Origin of the sequence: Brevundimonas diminuta (genome assembly GCF_022654015.1) — a bacterium.
GTDB classification, from domain to species: Bacteria; Pseudomonadota; Alphaproteobacteria; order Caulobacterales; family Caulobacteraceae; genus Brevundimonas; species Brevundimonas diminuta_C.
Genome location: NZ_CP073063.1, coordinates 2,664,820 through 2,682,500, shown reverse-complemented (window position 1 = coordinate 2,682,500; position 17,681 = coordinate 2,664,820). Strand labels below are relative to the sequence as shown.

Sequence of the window (17,681 nt, the reverse complement as noted above, 5' to 3'; positions counted from 1 at the left end):
TGGGGCTGGAGCAGGTCCCAAGGGTATGGCTGTTCGCCATTTAAAGTGGTACGTGAGCTGGGTTCAGAACGTCGTGAGACAGTTTGGTCCCTATCTGCCGTGGGTGTTCGAAGCTTGAGAGGATCTGTCCCTAGTACGAGAGGACCGGGATGGACATACCTCTGGTGTACCTGTCATGGCGCCAGCTGTGCAGCAGGGTAGCTAAGTATGGAATAGATAACCGCTGAAAGCATCTAAGCGGGAAACTAACCTCAAAACAAGGCTTCGCTGAGGATCGTGGAAGACTACCACGTTGATAGGCCAGGTGTGGAAGTGGGGCGACCCATGAAGCTTACTGGTACTAATAATCCGATCGGTTTGATCGTTTCTCAGCAAAACTCATTCGATGATCGTTCAGACCAGAACGATCGCAGACAATGTCTTCTCATCCTTGTTCAAGCTAACTCGCTTCGCGCTGCTTGAGCTTGGATCTGCAATCCTTCTGTCCCCCTGGTTGACCTGGTGGCTATGTCGGAGGTTCCCCACCCGATCCCATTCCGAACTCGGTCGTTAAGCCCTCCAGAGCCAATGGTACTTCGTCTCAAGGCGCGGGAGAGTAGGTCGCCGCCGGGTCTACCAGGCGGACAGAATGATTGCGCAGCCCTAGCGGGCTCTTCTCGAACCGTTCTTCCTTCACGATACACTACCGTTTGCCGCGGGATGGAGCAGCCCGGTAGCTCGTCAGGCTCATAACCTGAAGGTCGTAGGTTCAAATCCTACTCCCGCACCCAACTTCGTAGTATTTTCGCTGTCTTGGTTCACCAGGGCGGCGATTTTGCCTTGTACGGTCAAGGCAGATTTTGCTCGCGCTTCCAGCGGCGTAACCACGACTGTTTCAATCAACTTGCGTACTAAGTCCCGGGCCTTGGCCGCAGCCTCGCTGTCGCTGCGAGCCAAGGCGCGCTCCAGCGAGTCCACGACGGTCCGGTAATGCTCGGCCACGCGAGGATGCAGGGCGACGACCGACGCCGCCGGCGCTTGGGCCAGATCTGATTCAATCTGGCTTCGCCGCGCTTCCAGCGCCTCCGACGATCCTTGATTGCAGCGCCTGTAAGGACGCCATCGGCGATCTGGTCGATCAAGCGTTCGGCGCGGCGCTTCACCTCTGCAAGCTCACTGTCGAGTTTTGATCGAGCCTGGGTGATCCTACGCGCGTCATTCTCTGCTGCGAGCCTCGCCTCTTCTACGGCGAGCGCCACGCGTTCCGGCGCTAGAAGTCGGTTCTTGATCGCGGCCAGAACGCGCGCTTCAATCTCGGCGATCTTGATCCCTCGGCCGTTCGTGCATGCCAGTTTTCCGCGGTCTCGCCGCCATGAGCACATAAAGCGTCGGTCGGCTCCGCTTCGGGTCATCTGGCCGCCACAGACCCCGCACGTCAGTTTTCCGCTCAGAAAGTGCCGGGGCCGCACGGCTATGTGCGGGGAAGGGCACCCGTGGTGATAGGGCGTTGTCCGCATAGCGATCGCGAACCTTTGCCCATAACTCCTCGGAGATGATCCGGAGGTGTGGCACCTCGGTTCGAAGGATTTCATGGGCATCCGCCGTTCGCGCCTGGCGCTTTCCCGTGCCCCTGTCCTTCACCCAGGTTTGACGACCAAAAACCAGGACGCCGCGATACAACTAGTTATGAATCACGCCATTGCCACGCTCGGCATTGCCTTTGATCGTCGATGCGTTCCAGCTTCCGCCTCGCGGGCTGGGAATGCCGCGCGTATTCAGGTCGCTAACGATTGCGCGAGGCGATTGGCCGGCGGCGTAGCGCCGAAAAATTTCGCTGACGACTTCTGCCTCATCAGGATCGATATCGCGAAAGCTTCGGATCGGTTCGCCGATGGCATCGACTTCTCGCCTGATCTTGTAGCCGTAGACGCGCCCGCCGGTATGCGACCGGACCGGACGACGCCTTGGAGGCCGCGCCTTGTCTTTCGACCTGTCTCGCGCAGTTGAAGGGCGTTCATGGTGCCCATCAGCCCGATCTGAAGCTCGGATATGTCGCCTTCGGAGATCGTGCGGATTTTGACGCCGTGGAACCGTAGGTCCTCTAAGAGTGCCGCGACATCGGCCCGGGACCGAGAAAGGCGATCTAACGCTTCACAACGCACGACTTCGAACTCGCCGTTCTTCGCGCCGCGCATCAGGCTATGCAATCCGGGCCGGTTTGCTGCGGACCCTCCAGAGATGGCTGCCTCCTCAAACGTCGCGACGATCTTGGTCGCGTCCTTCGCTGCAAAGGAACGGCATGTCGCAAACTGATCCGCGATCGAAGAGACGTTTTGAAGGTCGGTCGAGTAACGTGCATATAGAGATGCACGCATCAGCTTAGGCTCCGGGCGATGGAAGATCGCCACGGTGCATATCGAGCGTCATATGCGCAAGGATGCGAGCCAACTCGTCGAGAAGGGACTCGGCGACTGCAACGCGGCTGCTCGGCCATATCGCATCGCATACGCTGATCGCGCGAGCGGTGTTGAGTATGACCTCAGTGGATTTGACTGCACAATCCTGCGGGGGGTTTAAGGCCGTAGCCTCGTCGTAGGAGTGGCGATGGCATACTGTTGGAGTGGTTGGGGTAAACCTCTCCAAACAGGTAGTGGTGGTGGCTTCTGTTGAAGCCTCTATTGATTCATTCATTATCCTAAACTCTCGGTTAAATTAAACGATGGTTCAGGATCGGTCTTACGGCTCGATCAGATTTCTAAGCCGTCGGTTAAGGGAAGGTTAAGGCGGCGGTGCGGTCTGATTGAACAATTCAGACGGCCCACAGCCCAGGCCGGCTGCTAGAGCGTAGACCGCCTTGATGCCAACGTTGCGTTCGCCGCGCTCAATGCCGCCGATATAATTTCGGTGGAGCCCGGCTCTGTCCGCCAGCTCCTCTTGGCTGAGGCCGAGCGCAATGCGTCGCGTCCTGACGGCGCGGCCAAAACTCAGCAGTTCAGCGTCAACTTCCACACAACCGCACTTGCGGCTGCCGCCCGATCTTCACTACACACTATCAGTGTGATTTCTGCGAGAGGTGTGATGGCTGATTTTATCGATATTTCCGAGATGAGCTCCGAACTGCAGCTCATGATCGGAACAGGGTCGCATCTGGAGCCAGCAGAGCTCGACCCGTTGATCATGCTTGCATCGCTTAGGGTTATGCAGAACGCCGCCCGTGAAGGCTTGAACGGCGACGCGCTCACGATCCTTTCGCTATTGCTGATGGTGTGGGTTCGACAGCTACGGGACAATCCCGACAATGGGGGGTTGGTGAAGATGACCGCCGAGGATCTGGCCGACCTTTCAGGATGGCTGGTGGACAGGGTGCTAGCGTCCTTGCAGGCGCTAGGTCCGCATATCCTGATCGATGACCTCGCCCTGTTTGCTGAAGGGGATCTGGAGATTGGCTTGGCGCCTCTGCTCCATCATGGCGGCGCTGACTGCGGCGATATGCTGATCCGGTATTGGACGGCTCACTATATGATGAGAATGGGGCCCAAGCTTGAGGCTGCCGAGGAGACCGTCGCGGAGGGGGTGACGCGAGCGAGGGATCTTGTTGGCGCCGAGGAGCGCGTGGCGAGGCTCAAGGCTCGCTGGGACGCCTATCGTCGCTCGCCGTCGTTCTCCTAGCCAGTTGGGCAGCCAAATCTTCCATCTCGAGCGCCATCTAAAACACAGCCTAAAGACCGCTAGCCCGTGCTCTAAACGATGGAACCAGACCACAAAAAACGTCTAACCAGAGTGGGAGCCATTAGGAATATCATCCTGTGAAGGATGATGCACACCTTACGCACACCTGCGGTAGGATTAGGTTATTTTAAAACAACAAGAAAACTCGGGCGCAAAATGGGTTACGGGTAAACCAGAAATCTGCAGGGCTGATTTATCGCAAGAAAACAGAAGGGTTGTATGGGTTGCGCGTAACCCATTTAAAGACACGTATCTGTTCGCCAGCTTAGCTTCGCCTAATCATGGCGGCACGGGTCCTGATCATGAAGTGGCGATTTCGCGATAGCGATCCTGACAAGCCCTTAGGTCGCCCGTGGCGACTATCGGAAATCGCGCGTCTTCGGCTTGATCGTGTCGAGATGGAGATCGGGAATGTAGATGTCCCGGACCTTGATCGCGCGAGGGGGCGCGTCGCGCGCATCCGGCGACCCGCCGCGATGGAATTCGTCGCCGCGTCCGTGGGGCAGGGGAAAGGCCTCGCCGCGGTCGCCGACTGAGGCGAGCAGAGCCGATGCGTCGTGAAGTCTGGTCGCGACAATGTGGACGACGTCGCCCTCACGCTGAACCTTGCCGTCGACGACCAGCATGGAGGCCGACAGCACGATGCGGCGCTGCTGTTCGTAGAGGCTGGGCCAGATGACCAGATTGGCCACGCCGGTCTCGTCCTCAATGGTGATGAACATGACCCCCTTGGCGCTGCCGGGCTTCTGACGGACCAGCACGAGGCCCGCCACGCGTGTCAGCCGACCGTCGCGCATGGCGGTCCCATCGGCGCAGGTCATGACGTGGCGTGACTGCAGATCGCCGCGCAGGAAGCTCAGCGGATGATCACGCAGCGTCAAGCCGATGTGGCTGTAGTCCTCGACTACTTCCCGTCCAGGCGTCATCGGCTTGAGGCCCGGATCGGGCTCGAAGATTTCCGGCTTCTGGTCGTCGGCATCGGCGGCGGCGAACAGGGGAAGGGGGTCGTCTCGCAGCCCCTTGATGGCCCACAGCGCGTCGCGGCGGTCCAGATTCATATCCGGTCTGAAGGCGTCCGCCTCCGCCAGACGGACAAGGCTGGCGACCTGGGCGCCGGCGCGTCGCCAGAGGTCGTCGACGGAGCGGAAGGCGCCATCCGTCCGCGCCGCCAGGAGGCGGGCGGCGTCGCCGTTCACTAAGCCGCGCACCAGGCGAAGGCCAAGGCGGACGGCGAACCGGCCATCCTCGCCCGCCGGCTCAAGGGTGCAGTCCCAGCGGCTGGCGTTGACGCAGACGGGCCGGATCTCGACGCCGTGCTGCTGGGCGTCACGGACGATCTGCGCCGGGGCGTAGAAGCCCATGGGCTGGGCGTTCAGCAGCGCGGCGCAGAAGACATCAGGATGATGGCATTTAAGCCAGGAGGAGGCATAGGCGATCAGAGCGAAGGAGGCCGCATGGCTTTCCGGAAAGCCGTAGGAGCCGAAGCCCTCAAGCTGGCTGAAGGTCTTCTCGGCGAAGGCGGCGTCATAGCCGCGCTCGACCATGCCGCTGATCAGCTTGTCCTTGAAATGGCTGACCCCGCCGGTGAACTTGAAGGTCGCCATGGCGCGGCGGAGCTGGTCGGCCTCCGAAGCGGTGAAGCCGGCGCATTCGATCGCGACCCGCATGGCCTGTTCCTGGAACAGGGGCACGCCCAGGGTCTTGCCCAACACCTTTTCCAGTTCGGGCTTGGGATAGACGACGTCCTCCTTGCCCTCTCTGCGGCGCAGATAGGGGTGGACCATGTCGCCTTGGATCGGGCCGGGGCGGACGATGGCGACCTCGATGACCAGGTCGTAGAAGGTGCGAGGCTTGATGCGGGGGAGCATGGCCATCTGGGCCCGGCTCTCGATCTGGAAGACCCCGAGCGTGTCGGCCTTGCGGATCATCGCATAGGTCCGGGGGTCCTCGGCCGGAATGGTGGCGAGGTCGAGCGCAATCCCCTTGTGCTTGGCCAGGAGGTCGAAGCCGCGCTTCATGCAGCTGAGCATGCCGAGCGCCAGCACATCGACCTTCATGAACTTCAGGACGTCGATGTCGTCCTTGTCCCATTCAATGACCTGGCGATCCTTCATCGCCGCCGGCTCGATCGGGACCAGGTCGTCCAGACGGTCGTGCGTCAGGACGAAGCCGCCCGGGTGCTGGCTGAGGTGGCGCGGGGCGCCGATCAGCTGGCGTGACAGCTCCAGCGCCAGGCGAAGCCGCCGGTCCTCCAGATTGAGGTTGAGATCCGCGACATGCTTGTCCTCTACACCCTCGCTGGAATAGCTCCAGACCTGGGACGACAGGGTCTTGATCAGGTCCTCGCTGAGCCCCAGCGCCTTGCCGACGTCGCGCAGGGCGCCGCGCGAGCGATAGCGGGTGACGACCGAGCAGAGGGCCGCATGGTTGCGGCCGTAGGTCTCGAAGATCCACTGCATAACGACCTCGCGTCGCTCGTGCTCGAAATCGACATCGATGTCCGGCGGCTCACGGCGCTCCTGACTGACGAAGCGCTCGAACAGCAGATCATTGCGGCCCGGATCGATCGAGGTGATGCCCAGCACGTAGCAGACGGCGGAGTTGGCGGCCGAGCCGCGACCCTGGCACAGGATGTCCTGGCTGCGGGCGAAGCGCACGATCGAATGGACCGTCAGAAAATAGGGGGCGTAGTCGAGCTGGCCGATCAGATCGAGTTCGTGCCGAAGCGTCTTGCGCACCCTGTCCGGCAGCCCTTCCGGATAGCGCTCGGCGGCTCCGGCCCAAGTCAGCTGTTCCAGCGTCTGCTGCGGCGTCATGCCCGGCGTCGAGACCTCGTCGGGGTACTGATACGCCAGCTCATCCAGCGAGAACCGGCAGCGGTCGGCGATCTCGACCGAGCGGGCCAAGGCCTCCGGATAGGCCTTGAACAGGCGGTGCATCTCGTGGGGCGGCTTCAGATAGCGATCCGCATGGCGTTCGCGCCGGAAGCCCAGCTCGTCGATCGTGCAGCCGTGCCGGACGCATGTCACCACGTCCTGCAGCAGGCGTTGGTCCGGATGATGAAAGAGGACATCGTTGGTCACGACGGTCGGCACACCCGCCTGGGCGGCGAGGTTTGACAGGTCGTGCAGTCGCAGCGCATCGCCGGGGCGCCGCCGCAGCGTCAGGGCGAGATAGGCGCCCGCAGGAAAGGTCGCCTTCAGCCGTCGCAGATTGGCGGCGCAGGCCTCGTCCGCCTCGTCCGGTACCAGGATGGCGATCAGGCCCTCCGACCAGTCTTTCAGGTCCGACCAGTCGAGGTGGCATTTGGCCTTGCCGGCGCGGCGCTTGCCCAGGGAGAGCAGGCGCGTAAGTCGGGAATAGGCCGGCCGATCAGTCGGATAGACGAGCACCCCCGTCCCATCGATCAGATCAAGCCGGCAGCCGACGATCAGCCGTACGCCGCAGGCCTTGGCCGCATCATGGGCGCGCACGATCCCCGCTAGCGAGTTGCGATCGACGATGGCCAGGGCCCCAAGCCCGCACAGCCGCGCCTGTTCGAACAGCAGCTCGCAACTGCTGGCGCCGCGCAGGAAGGAGAAGTGCGAAGTGGCTTGAAGCTCGACGTAGGACATAAGGGTTAGCGGCTGTTTGATCTCCCCGACAGCACTTCGGCGAGCCGAATGGCAAGCGTCGCCTTGGACAAATGTTTTCTTTTTGTTCTCCTCTTGATATGCACGCTGCATGTCCGGCGTCGCCACCCGCAAGATCGTCCATGTGGACATGGACGCCTTCTTCGCCTCGGTCGAGCAGAGGGACGATCCCGCCCTGCGCGGTCGGCCCGTAGCGGTCGGTCATGCGGCGGCGCGCGGCGTGGTCGCCGCCGCCAGCTATGAGGCGCGGCGGTTCGGGGTGCGTTCGGCCATGCCCTCGACAACCGCCCAGCGGAAATGTCCGGACCTCGTTTTCGTCCCGCCGCGCTTCGAGGTCTATCGCGCGGTCTCGGCGCAGATCCATGCGATCTTTTCGGACTACACCGATCTGATCGAACCTCTGTCTCTAGACGAGGCTTATCTCGATGTGACGGCCGATCGGCGAGGCCTGGGGACCGCCTCGGCGACGGCGGAGGAGATCCGGCGGCGGATCCTCGAGGAGACCGGCCTGACGGCCTCGGCGGGCATTTCGTACAACAAGTTTCTGGCCAAGCTGGCGTCGGACCAGAATAAGCCGAACGGTCAGTTCGTCGTGGCGCCCGGGCGAGGCGAAGCCTTCGTCGAGGATTTGCCGGTCCGGCGCTTCTACGGCGTGGGACCGGTAACGGCCGCCAAGATGGAAGGGCTAGGAATCCGCACCGGCGCGGATCTGCGCCGTCAGTCCTTGGCCTTTCTCCAGCATCATTTCGGCAAGTCCGGGCCCTGGTACCACGCCATCGCCCGCGGGCGGGACGACCGTGCGGTCAATCCGGACCGTACGCGTAAATCGAGCGGGTCGGAAACCACTTTCGCCTCCGACCTGACTGATCCGGACGCGATCGAGGCCGGGGTGGCGGCCATGGCCGACGATGTCTGGGCCTGGTGCGAGAAGACCGGAAGCCGCGGACGGACGGTAACCGTCAAGGTCAAATGGGCGGACTTCCGGCAGTCGACGCGAAGCCGGTCTCTGTCCGAGCCCGTGGCTTCCTGCGAAGCCCTGCACGAGGTCAGTCGGCTGTTGGTTCGGTCCCTCTACCCGCCAAGCCGGGGCGTGCGCCTGGTAGGTGTGAGCCTGTCCAATCTGGAGACGACCGGCGCCGCGGCGAACCAACTGGTCCTGGCGTGACCGAACTATCGCAGATCGACCTGTTCGACGATGCACCCGCGCGCACGCCCGTGGTGGCGGGCTTTGACTATTGGGCCGGCGTCCTGTCGGCTCCTGAACAGGCCGCGCTTGTCGCCGCGCTCCAGACGCTGGCGTTCAAACCCTATGAACATCTGGGCTACCTGGGTCATCGCCGGATCGCCGCCTTCGACCGCGGGGGCGATGGCGCGGGGTGGCCGGCGTTTCTCTCGACCTTAATGGCGCGCTTGGCGGGCCGCCTCGATCGGGATGGCGCGGCCTTTGTCCAGGTCCTGGTCAATGAATATGCGCCGGGCGCCGGCATCGGCTGGCATCGCGACCGCCCCGTCTACGGCGAAATCCTGGGCCTGTCCCTCCTCGCGCCCTGCGTGATGCGGCTGCGCCGTCGTCAGGAGGCGGGCTTTCTGCGCCGAAATGCGGCGCTGGCGAGCGGCTCGGTCTATCGCCTGTCGGGAGAGGCGCGCGCCGCCTGGGAGCATTCGATCACGCCGATGACGGCCTTGCGCTATTCCATCACCTTCCGGACCCTGGCCGCCTGACGATTGCTGGGTCGACCGACGTCCCGCAGTCCGGATTGGTTGGGTCAGGCAAGCTCGATCCAGACCGGCGCGTGGTCGCTCGCGCCCTCGGCGCCGCGCACCGCGCGGTCGACCCCGGCGTCGGTCAGTCGTTCCGCCCCAAAGCCGTTGAGCAGCACATGGTCGATCCTCAGCCCGGCGTCGCGGGGCCAGGCCTCGCGGAAATAGGACCAGAATGTCCAGGGCGGCGGATCGTGCGGGAAGCGCTCGCGCAGGGCGTCGGTCCAGCCCTGGTCGAGCAGGCGCTTGAAGGCGGCGCGGCTCTCGGGCTGAAGCAGGGCGTCGGCCTTCCACGACCGGGTGTTGTAGATATCGGCGTCGGTCGGAACGACATTGTAGTCGCCGGCGAGCACGACCGGCGCTGCAGTGGCGTAGAGGGTCCCCGCATGGGCGATCAGCCGGTCGGCCCAGGCGAGCTTGTAGTCGAACTTGGGCCCGGGCCGGGGATTGCCGTTGGGCAGATAGAGGCAGCCGACCAGCACGCCATTGACCGCCGCCTCGATATAGCGGGCCTGGGGGTCTTCAGCGTCACCCGGCAGTCGGCGTCTTGTTACGACCGGCTCGCCGATCCGGCTCAGGATTGCGACGCCGTTCCAGCGCTGTTCGCCAACCCAGGCCGCATCGTAGCCGGCCGCCTTGATCTCGGTGTTCGGAAACTGGCTGTCGGTCGCCTTCAGCTCCTGCAGGCAGACCACGTCCGGCTGAGCCTGTTCAAGCCAGGCCAGGAGACTGGGCAGGCGACGATTAACGCCATTGATGTTGAAGGTGGCCAGACGCATCCCGTCACCGTGTCCGCAAGGCCGCCAAGGCGGCGCGTACTGGGGGCGCGAGGGCGTCGGCCATCTTCGCGACGCCAGCGGCGTTGGGATGGATCCGGTCCGGTAAAACATAGGCAGGGTGCAACGCCACACCCTCCATCAGGAACGGCATCAGGGGCACGTTCGCCGTTCGAGCGACCTCCGGATAGACGGCGTCGAACGCCCAGGCGTAGGCGCCGAAGAAGGGCGGCGCCCGCATGCCGCTCAGCAGAACGGCGACGCCGCGCCATCGAAGTTCGGCAATGATCGACAGAAGATTGTCCCTCACGTGGTCGGCAGGGACCAGCTGCATCATGTCGTTGGCGCCCAGGGCGACGACGCAAAGATCAGTCTGCGCCGGCACGTCCCGATCGAGCCGTCGCAAGCCGTCCGCTGTCGTGTCGCCGGACACGCCGGCGCCGATGACGCGAACCGGAGGCGTTTCGCATGCCAATCGCGCCGACAGTTGGCGTGGCAAGCTTTCGGCCGGCCTGAGGCCATAGCCGGCTGCGAGCGAGTCGCCGAGAAGCGTTACGACCTGCTCAGCGTCGATCACGAACTGCTCTCCCGTCGCGGGATGAAGGGGTGGGCAGGCCAAGACCGGATTCTAAGCAATCGGCGAGCAGCGGGTTCAGCGTCATGGCCTAACCCAAAGGCTTGCTGAACCCGTCCTGTTCCTGCCAGGCCTCCTGACACAATCCCCGACTTCGCCGTGGTGCGATCGGACGTCTGGCTGTCCGTCTTGTGCAGGGCGGTAGGTCTCGAACGACGGCCGCCGATCAGCCATGCGGCTTCAGCACGACCTTCGTCCATTCGTTCGGATTGTCATGGAAGTTCTTGTAAGCCTCCGGCGCCTGCTCAAGCGGGAGCCGGTGGCTGATCAGATCCGTCGTGTCGATCTTGCCCTCCATGACCAGCTCAAGGAGTTGCGGCAGATATTTCTGCACATGGGTCTGGCCGGTCTTGATCGTCAGACCCTTCTGCATGAGCGCGCCGATCGGCAGCTTGTCGCCGATCCCGCCATACACGCCGGGGATCGAAACGCGGCCGCCCTTGCGACACGCCATGATCGTCTCGCGCAGGACATGCTGGCGATCCGTGCCCAGCTTGGTCTCCTGCTTCACCGCATCGATTATGTTGTCCGGAGAGAAGCCATGCGCCTCCATGCCCACGGCGTCGATGCAGGCGTCCGGCCCGATGCCAGCGGTCATCTCCATCAGGGCTTCTCGAACCTTGACCTCGTGATAGTTGAGGACTTCCGCGCCGTTCGCCTTGGCGAGCTCCAGTCGGCGTGGATGATGGTCGATGGCGATGATGCGTCCGGCGCCCATCAATCTGGCGCTCTTGATCGCGAACAGGCCGACCGGCCCGCAGCCCCAGATCGCCACCGTGTCGCCGGCCTCGATCTCGGCGTTCTCGGCCGCCATCCAACCCGTGGGGAAGATGTCGGAAAGGAACAGGACCCGCTCATCCTCGATCCCATCGGGCACCACGATCGGTCCGACGTCGGAATAGGGGACGCGGACATATTCCGCCTGGCCGCCCGCATAGCCGCCGGTCAGGTGTGAATAGCCGAACAGGCCGGCGGCCGGATAACCGTAGGCCATTTCAGACGCGTCGGACTTGTCGGCGGGATTGGAGTTGTCGCAGGCCGAGAACTGCTGCTTGCCGCAATGGAAGCAGGAGCCGCAGGCGATCACGAAGGGGACGACGACCTTCTGGCCGACCTGAAGGCTCGTGTTGCCACGGCCGATCTCGACGACCTCGCCCATGAACTCATGGCCGAGGATGTCGCCATTGGACATGCCGGGAATGACGCTGTCGTAGAGATGCAGGTCTGACCCGCAGATGGCGGTCGCCGTAATCTTGATGATCGCATCGCGAGGATTAACAATCTGGGGATCGGGGACCGTGTCCACCTGAACATTGTGTTTGCCGTGCCAAGTCAGGGCGCGCATGGGAATTCCTTCCGGGATCAGAAATGACGGTCGGCGCGCGGCGCCGCGGCGGGAGCCTTGGACGTCGAGATTTCGCCCGTCTCCATCAGCTGTTTGAAACGTCGCAGCTCGCGCCGGGCCTGCACCCGGGGCTCGCGCTGCATCACCTTGGCGACCAGTTTGCCGACAGCGCCCGCCGGCGGGTCGTAGCTGATCACGACACGCACCTCGGTTCCGCGGCCGAAGGCGTTGTCGCGAAACTCGATCCAGCCCTCGTGATCGACATCGCTGTCTTCGGTCGACCGCCAGGCGATGTATTCGCCGGGACGATCTTCGGTGATCTCGCTGACAAGCTCGATCTCCGCACCGGCCGGGCCGGCGACGCTCCAGCTCGATCGGAGGTCGTCCAGAAGATCCACCGACCTCACATTCTCCATGAAACTGGGCAGGTTTCGGAAGTCGCGCCAGTAGTCATAAAGCCGTTGACGAGGCCGGTTGATCATAACGGCGCGGACGCTGGTGGAGTCGTAGGCGCCTTCCACATAGTCGTCGTCATGGAAGGCTGGTGACTGGACGTCGGCGTCTGTCGAAAGGGGGGCGGACATTGTGGATGCCTCCTTGATGTTGGACGGTAGGGATCAGGCGGCTTGAGATTGAGGCGCGCCCGCGTAGCGTTCGAATTCTTCGGCGTAACGCGAGGCCAGACGGAGCTGGTGATCGCCCTTGGCCTTCAGCGTCAGGAACCACTCGCTTTCTTCCTCGAACATATGAGTAAGAACGGCGCCTTCGATGTGGGCCCACTTGTCCAGCCAGGCGGGGTTTGAGGGCGCGATGTTTTCAAGCTCCGCCATCTGAGCCTTCGTGGTCGTCTGCTCGAGGTAGGCGTGGGCCGCGTGCATCTTTTCGCCAGCCTGACCGAGGGCGGGATAGAGGACCAGCTCCTCGGCCAGCGCATGGCCGTTGAGCACGACCGCGAGCGCATCGCGAGCGGCGATTCTTTCTGCGGCGGTCCTGGCATTCCGGCCGCAGGCGAAGGCGGCGCGAATGGCGTCGTGATGATCGAGCACCAGCGAAAGCCAATCCCCAGCCTGGGAGGCGGACCGGGCCTTTTCCGTCGCCGCCTTGCGCGTCTCGTCGTCAGGCTGCGGGGTGACGGCGGCGAGCGCCTTGCCGATGAGGGACATCAAACCTCCCGTGAAAGAAGGTTCAAGACCCGCTCGGAGTTGTCCGTTCCGACTGTCCAATACCGGGCACAACACATGTCCGGCTCGACAGTAGAACGATGCAAGGTTCGAAAACCGACCTTCGGAACAGCACTCGGAATGGCCCGGTTAGCTCGGCTTCAACCCCAAGGAGCCAACCATGTTCATGCACAACAAGCGCCTGATGTATACGGTCAGGGTATCCGAACCAAACCCGGGTCTCGCCACTCTAATGCTTGAGCAATTCGGAGGGCCGCAGGGCGAGCTCGCCGCCGCCATGCGCTACTTCACACAGGCTTTGGCGGATGAAGATCCGGGCCGCAAAGACATGCTGCTCGACATCGCCACGGAAGAGTTAAGCCACCTCGAGGTCATCGGCTCGATCGTGTCCATGCTGAACCGGGGCGTGAAAGGCCAGATGGCTGAAGCCGCGATGGAGGAGGCGGATTTGTACGCCTCGCTGAACAGCGGCGGTGAAAGTCATACGACGTCCATTCTCTATGGCGGCGCGCCGGCCCTCATCAACTCCGCCGGTGTCCCGTGGACCGCCGCCTACATCGACTCGATCGGCGATCCCGCCTGCGACCTACGCTCCAACATCGCCGCCGAGTCCCGAGCCAAAATCGTCTATGAACGCCTGATCAACTGCACGGACGATCCCGGCGTGAAGGACGCCTTGAACTTCCTGATGACGCGCGAAGTGGCGCATCAGAAGTCCTTCGAGAAGGCCCTCTACGCCATGGAGCCGAACTTCCCGGCGGGCAAGCTGGTCGGCCTGCCCGCCTTCGCTGACAAATACTACGACATGTCCCAGGGGGAGGGCGATGTCCGCGGTCCCTGGAATGAGGGGGAGCAATGGGAGTTTATCGACGACCGTGAACAGCAGGGCGCTGTGGACGGCGGCGACGGCTCCGCCAGCGTCACGCTGGGCGAACTCGACACCGCCGCTGTCCAGGCCTTTGCCGCCCGAACAGTCTCGGACCCCGACAGCAATCCTGTGACCGGCGCTGATCTCGGGGCGGGACCTGGTGCGGGGACCACGACAGAGCTGATCGAGGACGCAGGCGTCGGTTAACCCATGTAAGTGCGCGACGCCCGGAAAGTCGCAGGATGCACCTATGCTCGATCCTGCGACACCGTCCGGCGAGACCTCGCCATGTCTAGAGCCGCGCGAGGAAATTGTTTCGTTGTGGCGGGCGTTTAATACGCTTTCCTTCGACAGTCGCAGTCGCGCGCTGCGCCTTGGAGAGATTTCTCCCGTTGTGTCGGGCGCACCCTATCGTCCGGAAGGCGAGATCGCTGTCGTTCTCGAGGGCTGTCTTCTTCTCGATGACGGGAAGCGGGGGACCCATTGCGGCGTCGCTGCGGCGGGCGATCTGATCGACATCGCAGGGGGAAGCCAAGGGCTGTGGCTGACGGACGGGTCGTTGTACCGGGCGCCCGTGGCGGCCTTCTGCCGGGAAGCGGGCGAGGATGGCGTTCAGTTTCTGCTGGCTGGCGGCCTCAAGCGATTGAAGTCGATGGAGGCGCGGTTGAGGTGCGCCATGGCGCATGGGTCGATCTCCCGCGTCGCCAGCTTTCTTCTGGATATTCATCGCGCCACCGGTCGCTCCGAGATCGCTCTGTCGCAATCGAACATTGGAGATTTGCTGAGCCTACGGCGGTCCAGCATCAATCAGGCGTGTCAGAGCCTGCGCGCCGCCGGCGCCCTACGCACCGTACGGGGGCGGATTCTTCTGAAGGATGAGGCCATTCTCGCGAGCGTGGCCTGCTGTCACCATCGCCCGCGGTTTCCAGCGTTAGCCGAGGCGATCGCGGCCGAGGCAGCCTAGATCGGCCCACTACCGGTCTCGGAACCTTGCGCCGAACACATAGATGCCGGCATGGACGAGCTTTGCGATCAAGTCTGACGAGAGGGGCGATGGGGCTGCATCGACATCGGCGACCCACCGACCATCGCGCCACAGGGCGACAGCCTGCCCCATCGCTTTCGCGCGCTGGGAAGCCTGCGTCATGGCGTCAGCCATGTCGTTTGCAATCAAGGTTTCCGGCTCTCCGCCATCGCGGTAGCGCAGCTGATAGCGCAGAACGGGAGGATGGATGGTCATGCGACCCAGGCCTCCAACACCTCTCGACATTCGGCAGTTTCGACCTGCAAGCTGAAGCGGTCGCTGTAGAGCGCCAGAAGGTGATCGTGAGGCTGATCAGCCGAACTGCAGACCCCATCGCTGACCACCACAATGCGATAGCCGAGATCGATGGCTCCAAGCACGGTTGAGAGGACGCAGACGTCAGTTTCCGCCCCCGTCACGATAAGCGTATGGACACCCCGATCCCTAAGCGCCGCGTGGAGATGTGTGCCTGACCAGGCTGAATAGACCGTCTTGTCGATGATTTGCGCGGGCGGGACGAACCGCTGAAGCGGAAGCGCCAGATCCAACAGCGCCGGATCGAGCGCGTTCTTCGTCATGGTCGACCAACGCCGCCAGTAGTCGCGCCAGGCGCCCGATGCGTCGTCGGGCGTCGCGGCGGGGATGAATCGGGTGAACCACAGCTTTTCAGGCCTTGCAGCGCATAGCGTCTCGATGGCCGGAAGCGTTTTGGCTGCCCAGGGCGTATGCCACTCGGTCCCTTCCACGAACATGCGCTGCATGTCGATGCAAAGGTGCGCCGCTGTTTCCGGAATGCGCGTCTTCAGTCCGTGTGTCACGGCCTGAGCCCCGGCGTCTCTTCGCCCCGGTGGTGTTCGGTCTCGCCTTGCTCAACTTCGGTGCGGGAGAAGACCTCCTCCTGTCCCGCGTCGACTATTTCGTCCTCGGGGCCGCCCAGACCGCCCTGCGCCAAGCCGCGCGTATGATCAATCTCATTCCTGGGTGGCGTGTGTCGGGTCATGTCGCCTTCTCGCCGGATCAAAAGACAACCAATTCTGGTTCGTTCGCTGAGTTTCATAGGTGCGATTTTGGACAGGCTCCCAGCCCATCAACCGCCCGCTCGACGGGGCGTCGGACAGCCCTTTACATGGGTTAGTGCAGGCATGCCGAGTTTGGGGGAACGCGGGGCATGGATGAGGACCTGCCGCCCCCAATCGATTCGTTATCCGATGCGCCGGGCCGGTTGGGAGAATTCGCCTCCCTGTCGTCTCGCGAGCGCTCGGCGCTGGCCGGGCTTCTCGAGCCGGTCCAGCATTGGCCTCGCCACCACGTGTTGCGTCATGAGGCGGCTGAACCTTCGCATCTCTATCTGCTGACCCACGGCTGGGTGGCATCGTCCATCGCGCTCGCATCGGGCAAGCAGCAGATCGTGAAGGTCCATCTTCCGGGCGATCTCTTGGGAGCGCCGAGCCTGTGCCTGACGACAACGGTCGACTGCCTGACCGCCATGACGCCCATCGCTGTGCACGCGATATCGAGGTCGAGGCTGATAGCGACATTTGAGGCCTATCCGCGGATTGCGCTTTCGCTTTTTCTGAGCGCGCAGAAAGAGCGTGTCGCGTTGATGGAAAGTCTGGCGGTGGTTGGTCAGGCGCCCGCACACGTTCGCATCGCCGCCACGCTGACCAATCTGTTCGATCGATTGTCCGATCGCGGCGATGCGCCGGGCGGCATGTTCCATATGCCTTTGACCCAGCGCGATCTCGGCGACCTGATCGGGATCACGCCGGTGCATGTGAACAGAACCCTTCGCGAGATGGATCGCCTGAATCTGATCAAACGGTCCGACCAGACGATTTCCCTGGTCGATGTTGATCGGCTTCGCCGTATCGCTGGGTTGCCCGTCAGGCGCTATGTGTCCGGTCCCAACCGGATCGCGAGCGTTTGACGCCGCAGGCGCGGAGATGGAGGCGCAGCGGCCGCGTTCTAGTGAGCTTTGGATAGATTTAGGCCGTCCGCCGTCTCGCGATCGGCGCGCCGCTTGAGGACCTAGACAGCTTCAGATCGAGATAGGACGCGTCGAAGGCGACGCGCTCGGTCAGCGCCGTCCAGTCATCGATCGACACCCGACCATTCCGCCATCGCACCAAGCCTGTGTCGCGAAGGACTTTGAGCGAGCGGTTCACATGAACGCTCGACATGCCCAATATATCCGCCAGGTCCGATTGGGTCAGGGGGCATTCGAAGGTGTGGTCTTGGGCGAGGGCGACGGCTTCCAAACGAAGGTAGAGTTCACAAATCAGCTGACCCAGCCGCGTCACTCCGTCCCTGCGCCCCAGCGCCACCAGCCACTGTCGGTGGATGGCCGCATCAATCAGCGTTTCAAGCCAAAGCGCTCGCGCAAGACGAGGGGCGTGTTCGGTTACACGCTTCAAGTCGGCGTGCTGGAAAACCGCGACGGTGACGTCAGACAAGGCAACAAGGCTGTGATCCATCGTCTTGAGAAGAAAACCATGCAGATCGATGAAGTCCCCAGGTAGGTTTATCGCTGTGATCTGACGACCGCCGTCCGCCAAGGTCGAAACTCGGCCGACAAATCCCGAGAGCAGCAGCGTACTGAATGTTGGTCGACTGCCCTCTTCCACCAAGGCCTCGCCTGCTGCGGCGCGACGGCGTCCAGCCAGGAGTCCTGCAAGTCGTCCGCGATCGTCGTTCGAGAGGTCGCCGAGGCGGTGAAGTTTGACGTCGATGAGCGCTTCCACGGACGTCATCC

Annotated in this window: 19 protein-coding genes, 1 tRNA gene, 2 rRNA genes and 1 pseudogene (1 of these 23 running past the window's edge); 9 read left to right on the top strand and 14 right to left on the bottom strand. The window is 63.0% G+C overall.

Annotation, left to right across the window (positions count from 1 at the left end):
* The 3 genes from KAK88_RS13405 to KAK88_RS13395 all read left to right on the top strand — a co-directional run.
* Positions 1 to 365, top strand: a 23S ribosomal RNA gene (locus KAK88_RS13405) (it extends 2,414 nt beyond the left edge of the window).
* A 132-nt stretch (positions 366 to 497) separates the two neighbouring features.
* Positions 498 to 612 (top strand): 5S ribosomal RNA (rrf, locus tag KAK88_RS13400).
* A gap of 81 nt (positions 613 to 693) precedes the next feature.
* A tRNA-Met gene (locus tag KAK88_RS13395) sits at positions 694 to 770 on the top strand.
* Positions 771 to 890: 120 nt separating this feature from the next.
* On the opposite strand, the gene KAK88_RS16175 is transcribed toward KAK88_RS13395, so the two are convergent.
* The 4 genes and pseudogenes from KAK88_RS16175 to KAK88_RS13385 all read right to left on the bottom strand — a co-directional run bounded on the left by KAK88_RS16175 (position 891) and on the right by KAK88_RS13385 (position 2,988).
* A complete protein-coding gene (locus KAK88_RS16175; RefSeq protein WP_431307191.1) occupies positions 891 to 1,391 on the bottom strand; it encodes a hypothetical protein in 501 nt (166 codons plus the stop codon).
* Positions 1,288 to 1,809: pseudogene (locus tag KAK88_RS16170) on the bottom strand (recombinase family protein). Before KAK88_RS16170 ends, KAK88_RS16175 begins: the two are co-directional and overlap by 104 nt.
* Positions 1,755 to 2,387, bottom strand: coding sequence for a recombinase family protein (locus KAK88_RS13390; RefSeq protein WP_242076998.1), 633 nt, complete (start codon positions 2,385 to 2,387; stop codon positions 1,755 to 1,757). Before KAK88_RS13390 ends, KAK88_RS16170 begins: the two are co-directional and overlap by 55 nt.
* 370 nt (positions 2,388 to 2,757) lie before the next feature.
* Positions 2,758 to 2,988, bottom strand: a complete 231-nt coding sequence (locus KAK88_RS13385) for a helix-turn-helix domain-containing protein (protein WP_242076997.1) — start codon at positions 2,986 to 2,988, stop codon at positions 2,758 to 2,760.
* A 69-nt stretch (positions 2,989 to 3,057) separates the two neighbouring features.
* Here KAK88_RS13385 and KAK88_RS13380 point away from each other — a divergent pair, with 69 nt between their 5' ends.
* The gene (locus tag KAK88_RS13380) at positions 3,058 to 3,648 is read left to right on the top strand and encodes a hypothetical protein (RefSeq protein ID WP_242076996.1); all 591 of its coding nucleotides are present in this window, start codon (positions 3,058 to 3,060) and stop codon (positions 3,646 to 3,648) included.
* Between the two features lie 419 nt (positions 3,649 to 4,067).
* Here the strand turns inward: KAK88_RS13380 and KAK88_RS13375 are convergent, their stop codons facing one another.
* Complete coding sequence (locus tag KAK88_RS13375) at positions 4,068 to 7,322, bottom strand: error-prone DNA polymerase (RefSeq protein WP_242076995.1); 3,255 nt, start codon at positions 7,320 to 7,322, stop codon at positions 4,068 to 4,070.
* A 109-nt stretch (positions 7,323 to 7,431) separates the two neighbouring features.
* Between KAK88_RS13375 and dinB the strand changes: the two genes are divergently transcribed.
* Together dinB and KAK88_RS13365 are read left to right on the top strand one after the other, a co-directional pair.
* Positions 7,432 to 8,505, top strand: a complete 1,074-nt coding sequence (gene dinB, locus KAK88_RS13370) for a DNA polymerase IV (protein ID WP_242076994.1) — start codon at positions 7,432 to 7,434, stop codon at positions 8,503 to 8,505.
* Positions 8,502 to 9,062, top strand: a complete 561-nt coding sequence (locus tag KAK88_RS13365; RefSeq protein WP_242076993.1) for an alpha-ketoglutarate-dependent dioxygenase AlkB — start codon at positions 8,502 to 8,504, stop codon at positions 9,060 to 9,062. The genes dinB and KAK88_RS13365 overlap by 4 nt, the downstream gene beginning before the upstream one ends.
* 44 nt (positions 9,063 to 9,106) lie before the next feature.
* Here the strand turns inward: KAK88_RS13365 and KAK88_RS13360 are convergent, their stop codons facing one another.
* The 5 genes from KAK88_RS13360 to KAK88_RS13340 all read right to left on the bottom strand — a co-directional run bounded on the left by KAK88_RS13360 (position 9,107) and on the right by KAK88_RS13340 (position 13,019).
* Positions 9,107 to 9,880, bottom strand: a complete 774-nt coding sequence (locus KAK88_RS13360) for an exodeoxyribonuclease III (RefSeq protein WP_242076992.1) — start codon at positions 9,878 to 9,880, stop codon at positions 9,107 to 9,109.
* Positions 9,881 to 9,884: 4 nt separating this feature from the next.
* Positions 9,885 to 10,454 carry an arylesterase gene (locus tag KAK88_RS13355; protein WP_242076991.1) on the bottom strand — a complete coding sequence of 190 codons (570 nt, stop codon included), beginning with the start codon at positions 10,452 to 10,454 and terminating at the stop codon, positions 9,885 to 9,887.
* Positions 10,455 to 10,677: 223 nt separating this feature from the next.
* Positions 10,678 to 11,856, bottom strand: coding sequence for a zinc-dependent alcohol dehydrogenase (locus KAK88_RS13350; RefSeq protein WP_242076990.1), 1,179 nt, complete (start codon positions 11,854 to 11,856; stop codon positions 10,678 to 10,680).
* 17 nt (positions 11,857 to 11,873) lie between these two features.
* Positions 11,874 to 12,440 carry an SRPBCC family protein gene (locus KAK88_RS13345; RefSeq protein WP_242076989.1) on the bottom strand — a complete coding sequence of 189 codons (567 nt, stop codon included), beginning with the start codon at positions 12,438 to 12,440 and terminating at the stop codon, positions 11,874 to 11,876.
* Between the two features lie 33 nt (positions 12,441 to 12,473).
* Positions 12,474 to 13,019 (bottom strand): hemerythrin domain-containing protein, encoded by a 546-nt coding sequence (locus KAK88_RS13340; RefSeq protein WP_242076988.1) that lies wholly within the window; start codon positions 13,017 to 13,019, stop codon positions 12,474 to 12,476.
* Positions 13,020 to 13,197: 178 nt separating this feature from the next.
* On the opposite strand from KAK88_RS13340, the gene KAK88_RS13335 reads away from it, so the two are divergent.
* Complete coding sequence (locus tag KAK88_RS13335) at positions 13,198 to 14,112, top strand: manganese catalase family protein (protein WP_242076987.1); 915 nt, start codon at positions 13,198 to 13,200, stop codon at positions 14,110 to 14,112.
* A gap of 43 nt (positions 14,113 to 14,155) precedes the next feature.
* Positions 14,156 to 14,869 carry a Crp/Fnr family transcriptional regulator gene (locus tag KAK88_RS13330; RefSeq protein ID WP_242076986.1) on the top strand — a complete coding sequence of 238 codons (714 nt, stop codon included), beginning with the start codon at positions 14,156 to 14,158 and terminating at the stop codon, positions 14,867 to 14,869.
* 9 nt (positions 14,870 to 14,878) lie between these two features.
* Here KAK88_RS13330 and KAK88_RS13325 read toward each other — a convergent pair whose 3' ends face one another.
* Genes KAK88_RS13325 through KAK88_RS13315 form a run of 3 tightly spaced genes read right to left on the bottom strand, consistent with a single transcriptional unit; the run spans position 14,879 to position 15,986 of the window.
* Positions 14,879 to 15,145, bottom strand: coding sequence for a hypothetical protein (locus KAK88_RS13325; RefSeq protein ID WP_242076985.1), 267 nt, complete (start codon positions 15,143 to 15,145; stop codon positions 14,879 to 14,881).
* A complete protein-coding gene (locus KAK88_RS13320) occupies positions 15,142 to 15,747 on the bottom strand; it encodes a cysteine hydrolase family protein (protein ID WP_242076984.1) in 606 nt (201 codons plus the stop codon). Before KAK88_RS13320 ends, KAK88_RS13325 begins: the two co-directional genes overlap by 4 nt.
* Positions 15,744 to 15,986: a hypothetical protein gene (locus KAK88_RS13315; protein WP_242076983.1), complete on the bottom strand. Its 243-nt coding sequence runs from the start codon at positions 15,984 to 15,986 to the stop codon at positions 15,744 to 15,746. The genes KAK88_RS13320 and KAK88_RS13315 overlap by 4 nt, the downstream gene beginning before the upstream one ends.
* 111 nt (positions 15,987 to 16,097) lie before the next feature.
* Here KAK88_RS13315 and KAK88_RS13310 point away from each other — a divergent pair, with 111 nt between their 5' ends.
* Positions 16,098 to 16,856 carry a Crp/Fnr family transcriptional regulator gene (locus tag KAK88_RS13310; RefSeq protein WP_242076982.1) on the top strand — a complete coding sequence of 253 codons (759 nt, stop codon included), beginning with the start codon at positions 16,098 to 16,100 and terminating at the stop codon, positions 16,854 to 16,856.
* A gap of 58 nt (positions 16,857 to 16,914) precedes the next feature.
* Here the strand turns inward: KAK88_RS13310 and KAK88_RS13305 are convergent, their stop codons facing one another.
* Entirely contained in the window at positions 16,915 to 17,679 is a 765-nt protein-coding gene (locus KAK88_RS13305; RefSeq protein WP_431307190.1) for a Crp/Fnr family transcriptional regulator, read from the bottom strand.
* Positions 17,680 to 17,681 lie beyond the last annotated feature (2 nt).

What these genes read in the sequence shown, in the direction of transcription:
- KAK88_RS13360 (WP_242076992.1), bottom strand. Translation starts at nt 9,880, where the DNA reads ATGCGTCTGGCCACCTTCAACATCAATGGCGTTAATCGTCGCCTGCCC.
- KAK88_RS13325 (WP_242076985.1), bottom strand. Translation starts at nt 15,145, where the DNA reads ATGACCATCCATCCTCCCGTTCTGCGCTATCAGCTGCGCTACCGCGAT.
- KAK88_RS13315 (WP_242076983.1), bottom strand. Translation starts at nt 15,986, where the DNA reads ATGAAACTCAGCGAACGAACCAGAATTGGTTGTCTTTTGATCCGGCGA.
- KAK88_RS13340 (WP_242076988.1), bottom strand. Translation starts at nt 13,019, where the DNA reads ATGTCCCTCATCGGCAAGGCGCTCGCCGCCGTCACCCCGCAGCCTGAC.
- KAK88_RS13335 (WP_242076987.1), top strand. Translation starts at nt 13,198, where the DNA reads ATGTTCATGCACAACAAGCGCCTGATGTATACGGTCAGGGTATCCGAA.
- KAK88_RS13375 (WP_242076995.1), bottom strand. Translation starts at nt 7,322, where the DNA reads ATGTCCTACGTCGAGCTTCAAGCCACTTCGCACTTCTCCTTCCTGCGC.
- KAK88_RS13305 (WP_431307190.1), bottom strand. Translation starts at nt 17,679, where the DNA reads ATGACGTCCGTGGAAGCGCTCATCGACGTCAAACTTCACCGCCTCGGC.
- KAK88_RS13350 (WP_242076990.1), bottom strand. Translation starts at nt 11,856, where the DNA reads ATGCGCGCCCTGACTTGGCACGGCAAACACAATGTTCAGGTGGACACG.
- KAK88_RS13310 (WP_242076982.1), top strand. Translation starts at nt 16,098, where the DNA reads ATGGATGAGGACCTGCCGCCCCCAATCGATTCGTTATCCGATGCGCCG.
- KAK88_RS13330 (WP_242076986.1), top strand. Translation starts at nt 14,156, where the DNA reads ATGCTCGATCCTGCGACACCGTCCGGCGAGACCTCGCCATGTCTAGAG.
- KAK88_RS13345 (WP_242076989.1), bottom strand. Translation starts at nt 12,440, where the DNA reads ATGTCCGCCCCCCTTTCGACAGACGCCGACGTCCAGTCACCAGCCTTC.
- KAK88_RS13380 (WP_242076996.1), top strand. Translation starts at nt 3,058, where the DNA reads ATGGCTGATTTTATCGATATTTCCGAGATGAGCTCCGAACTGCAGCTC.
- KAK88_RS16175 (WP_431307191.1), bottom strand. Translation starts at nt 1,391, where the DNA reads ATGACCCGAAGCGGAGCCGACCGACGCTTTATGTGCTCATGGCGGCGA.
- dinB (WP_242076994.1), top strand. Translation starts at nt 7,432, where the DNA reads ATGTCCGGCGTCGCCACCCGCAAGATCGTCCATGTGGACATGGACGCC.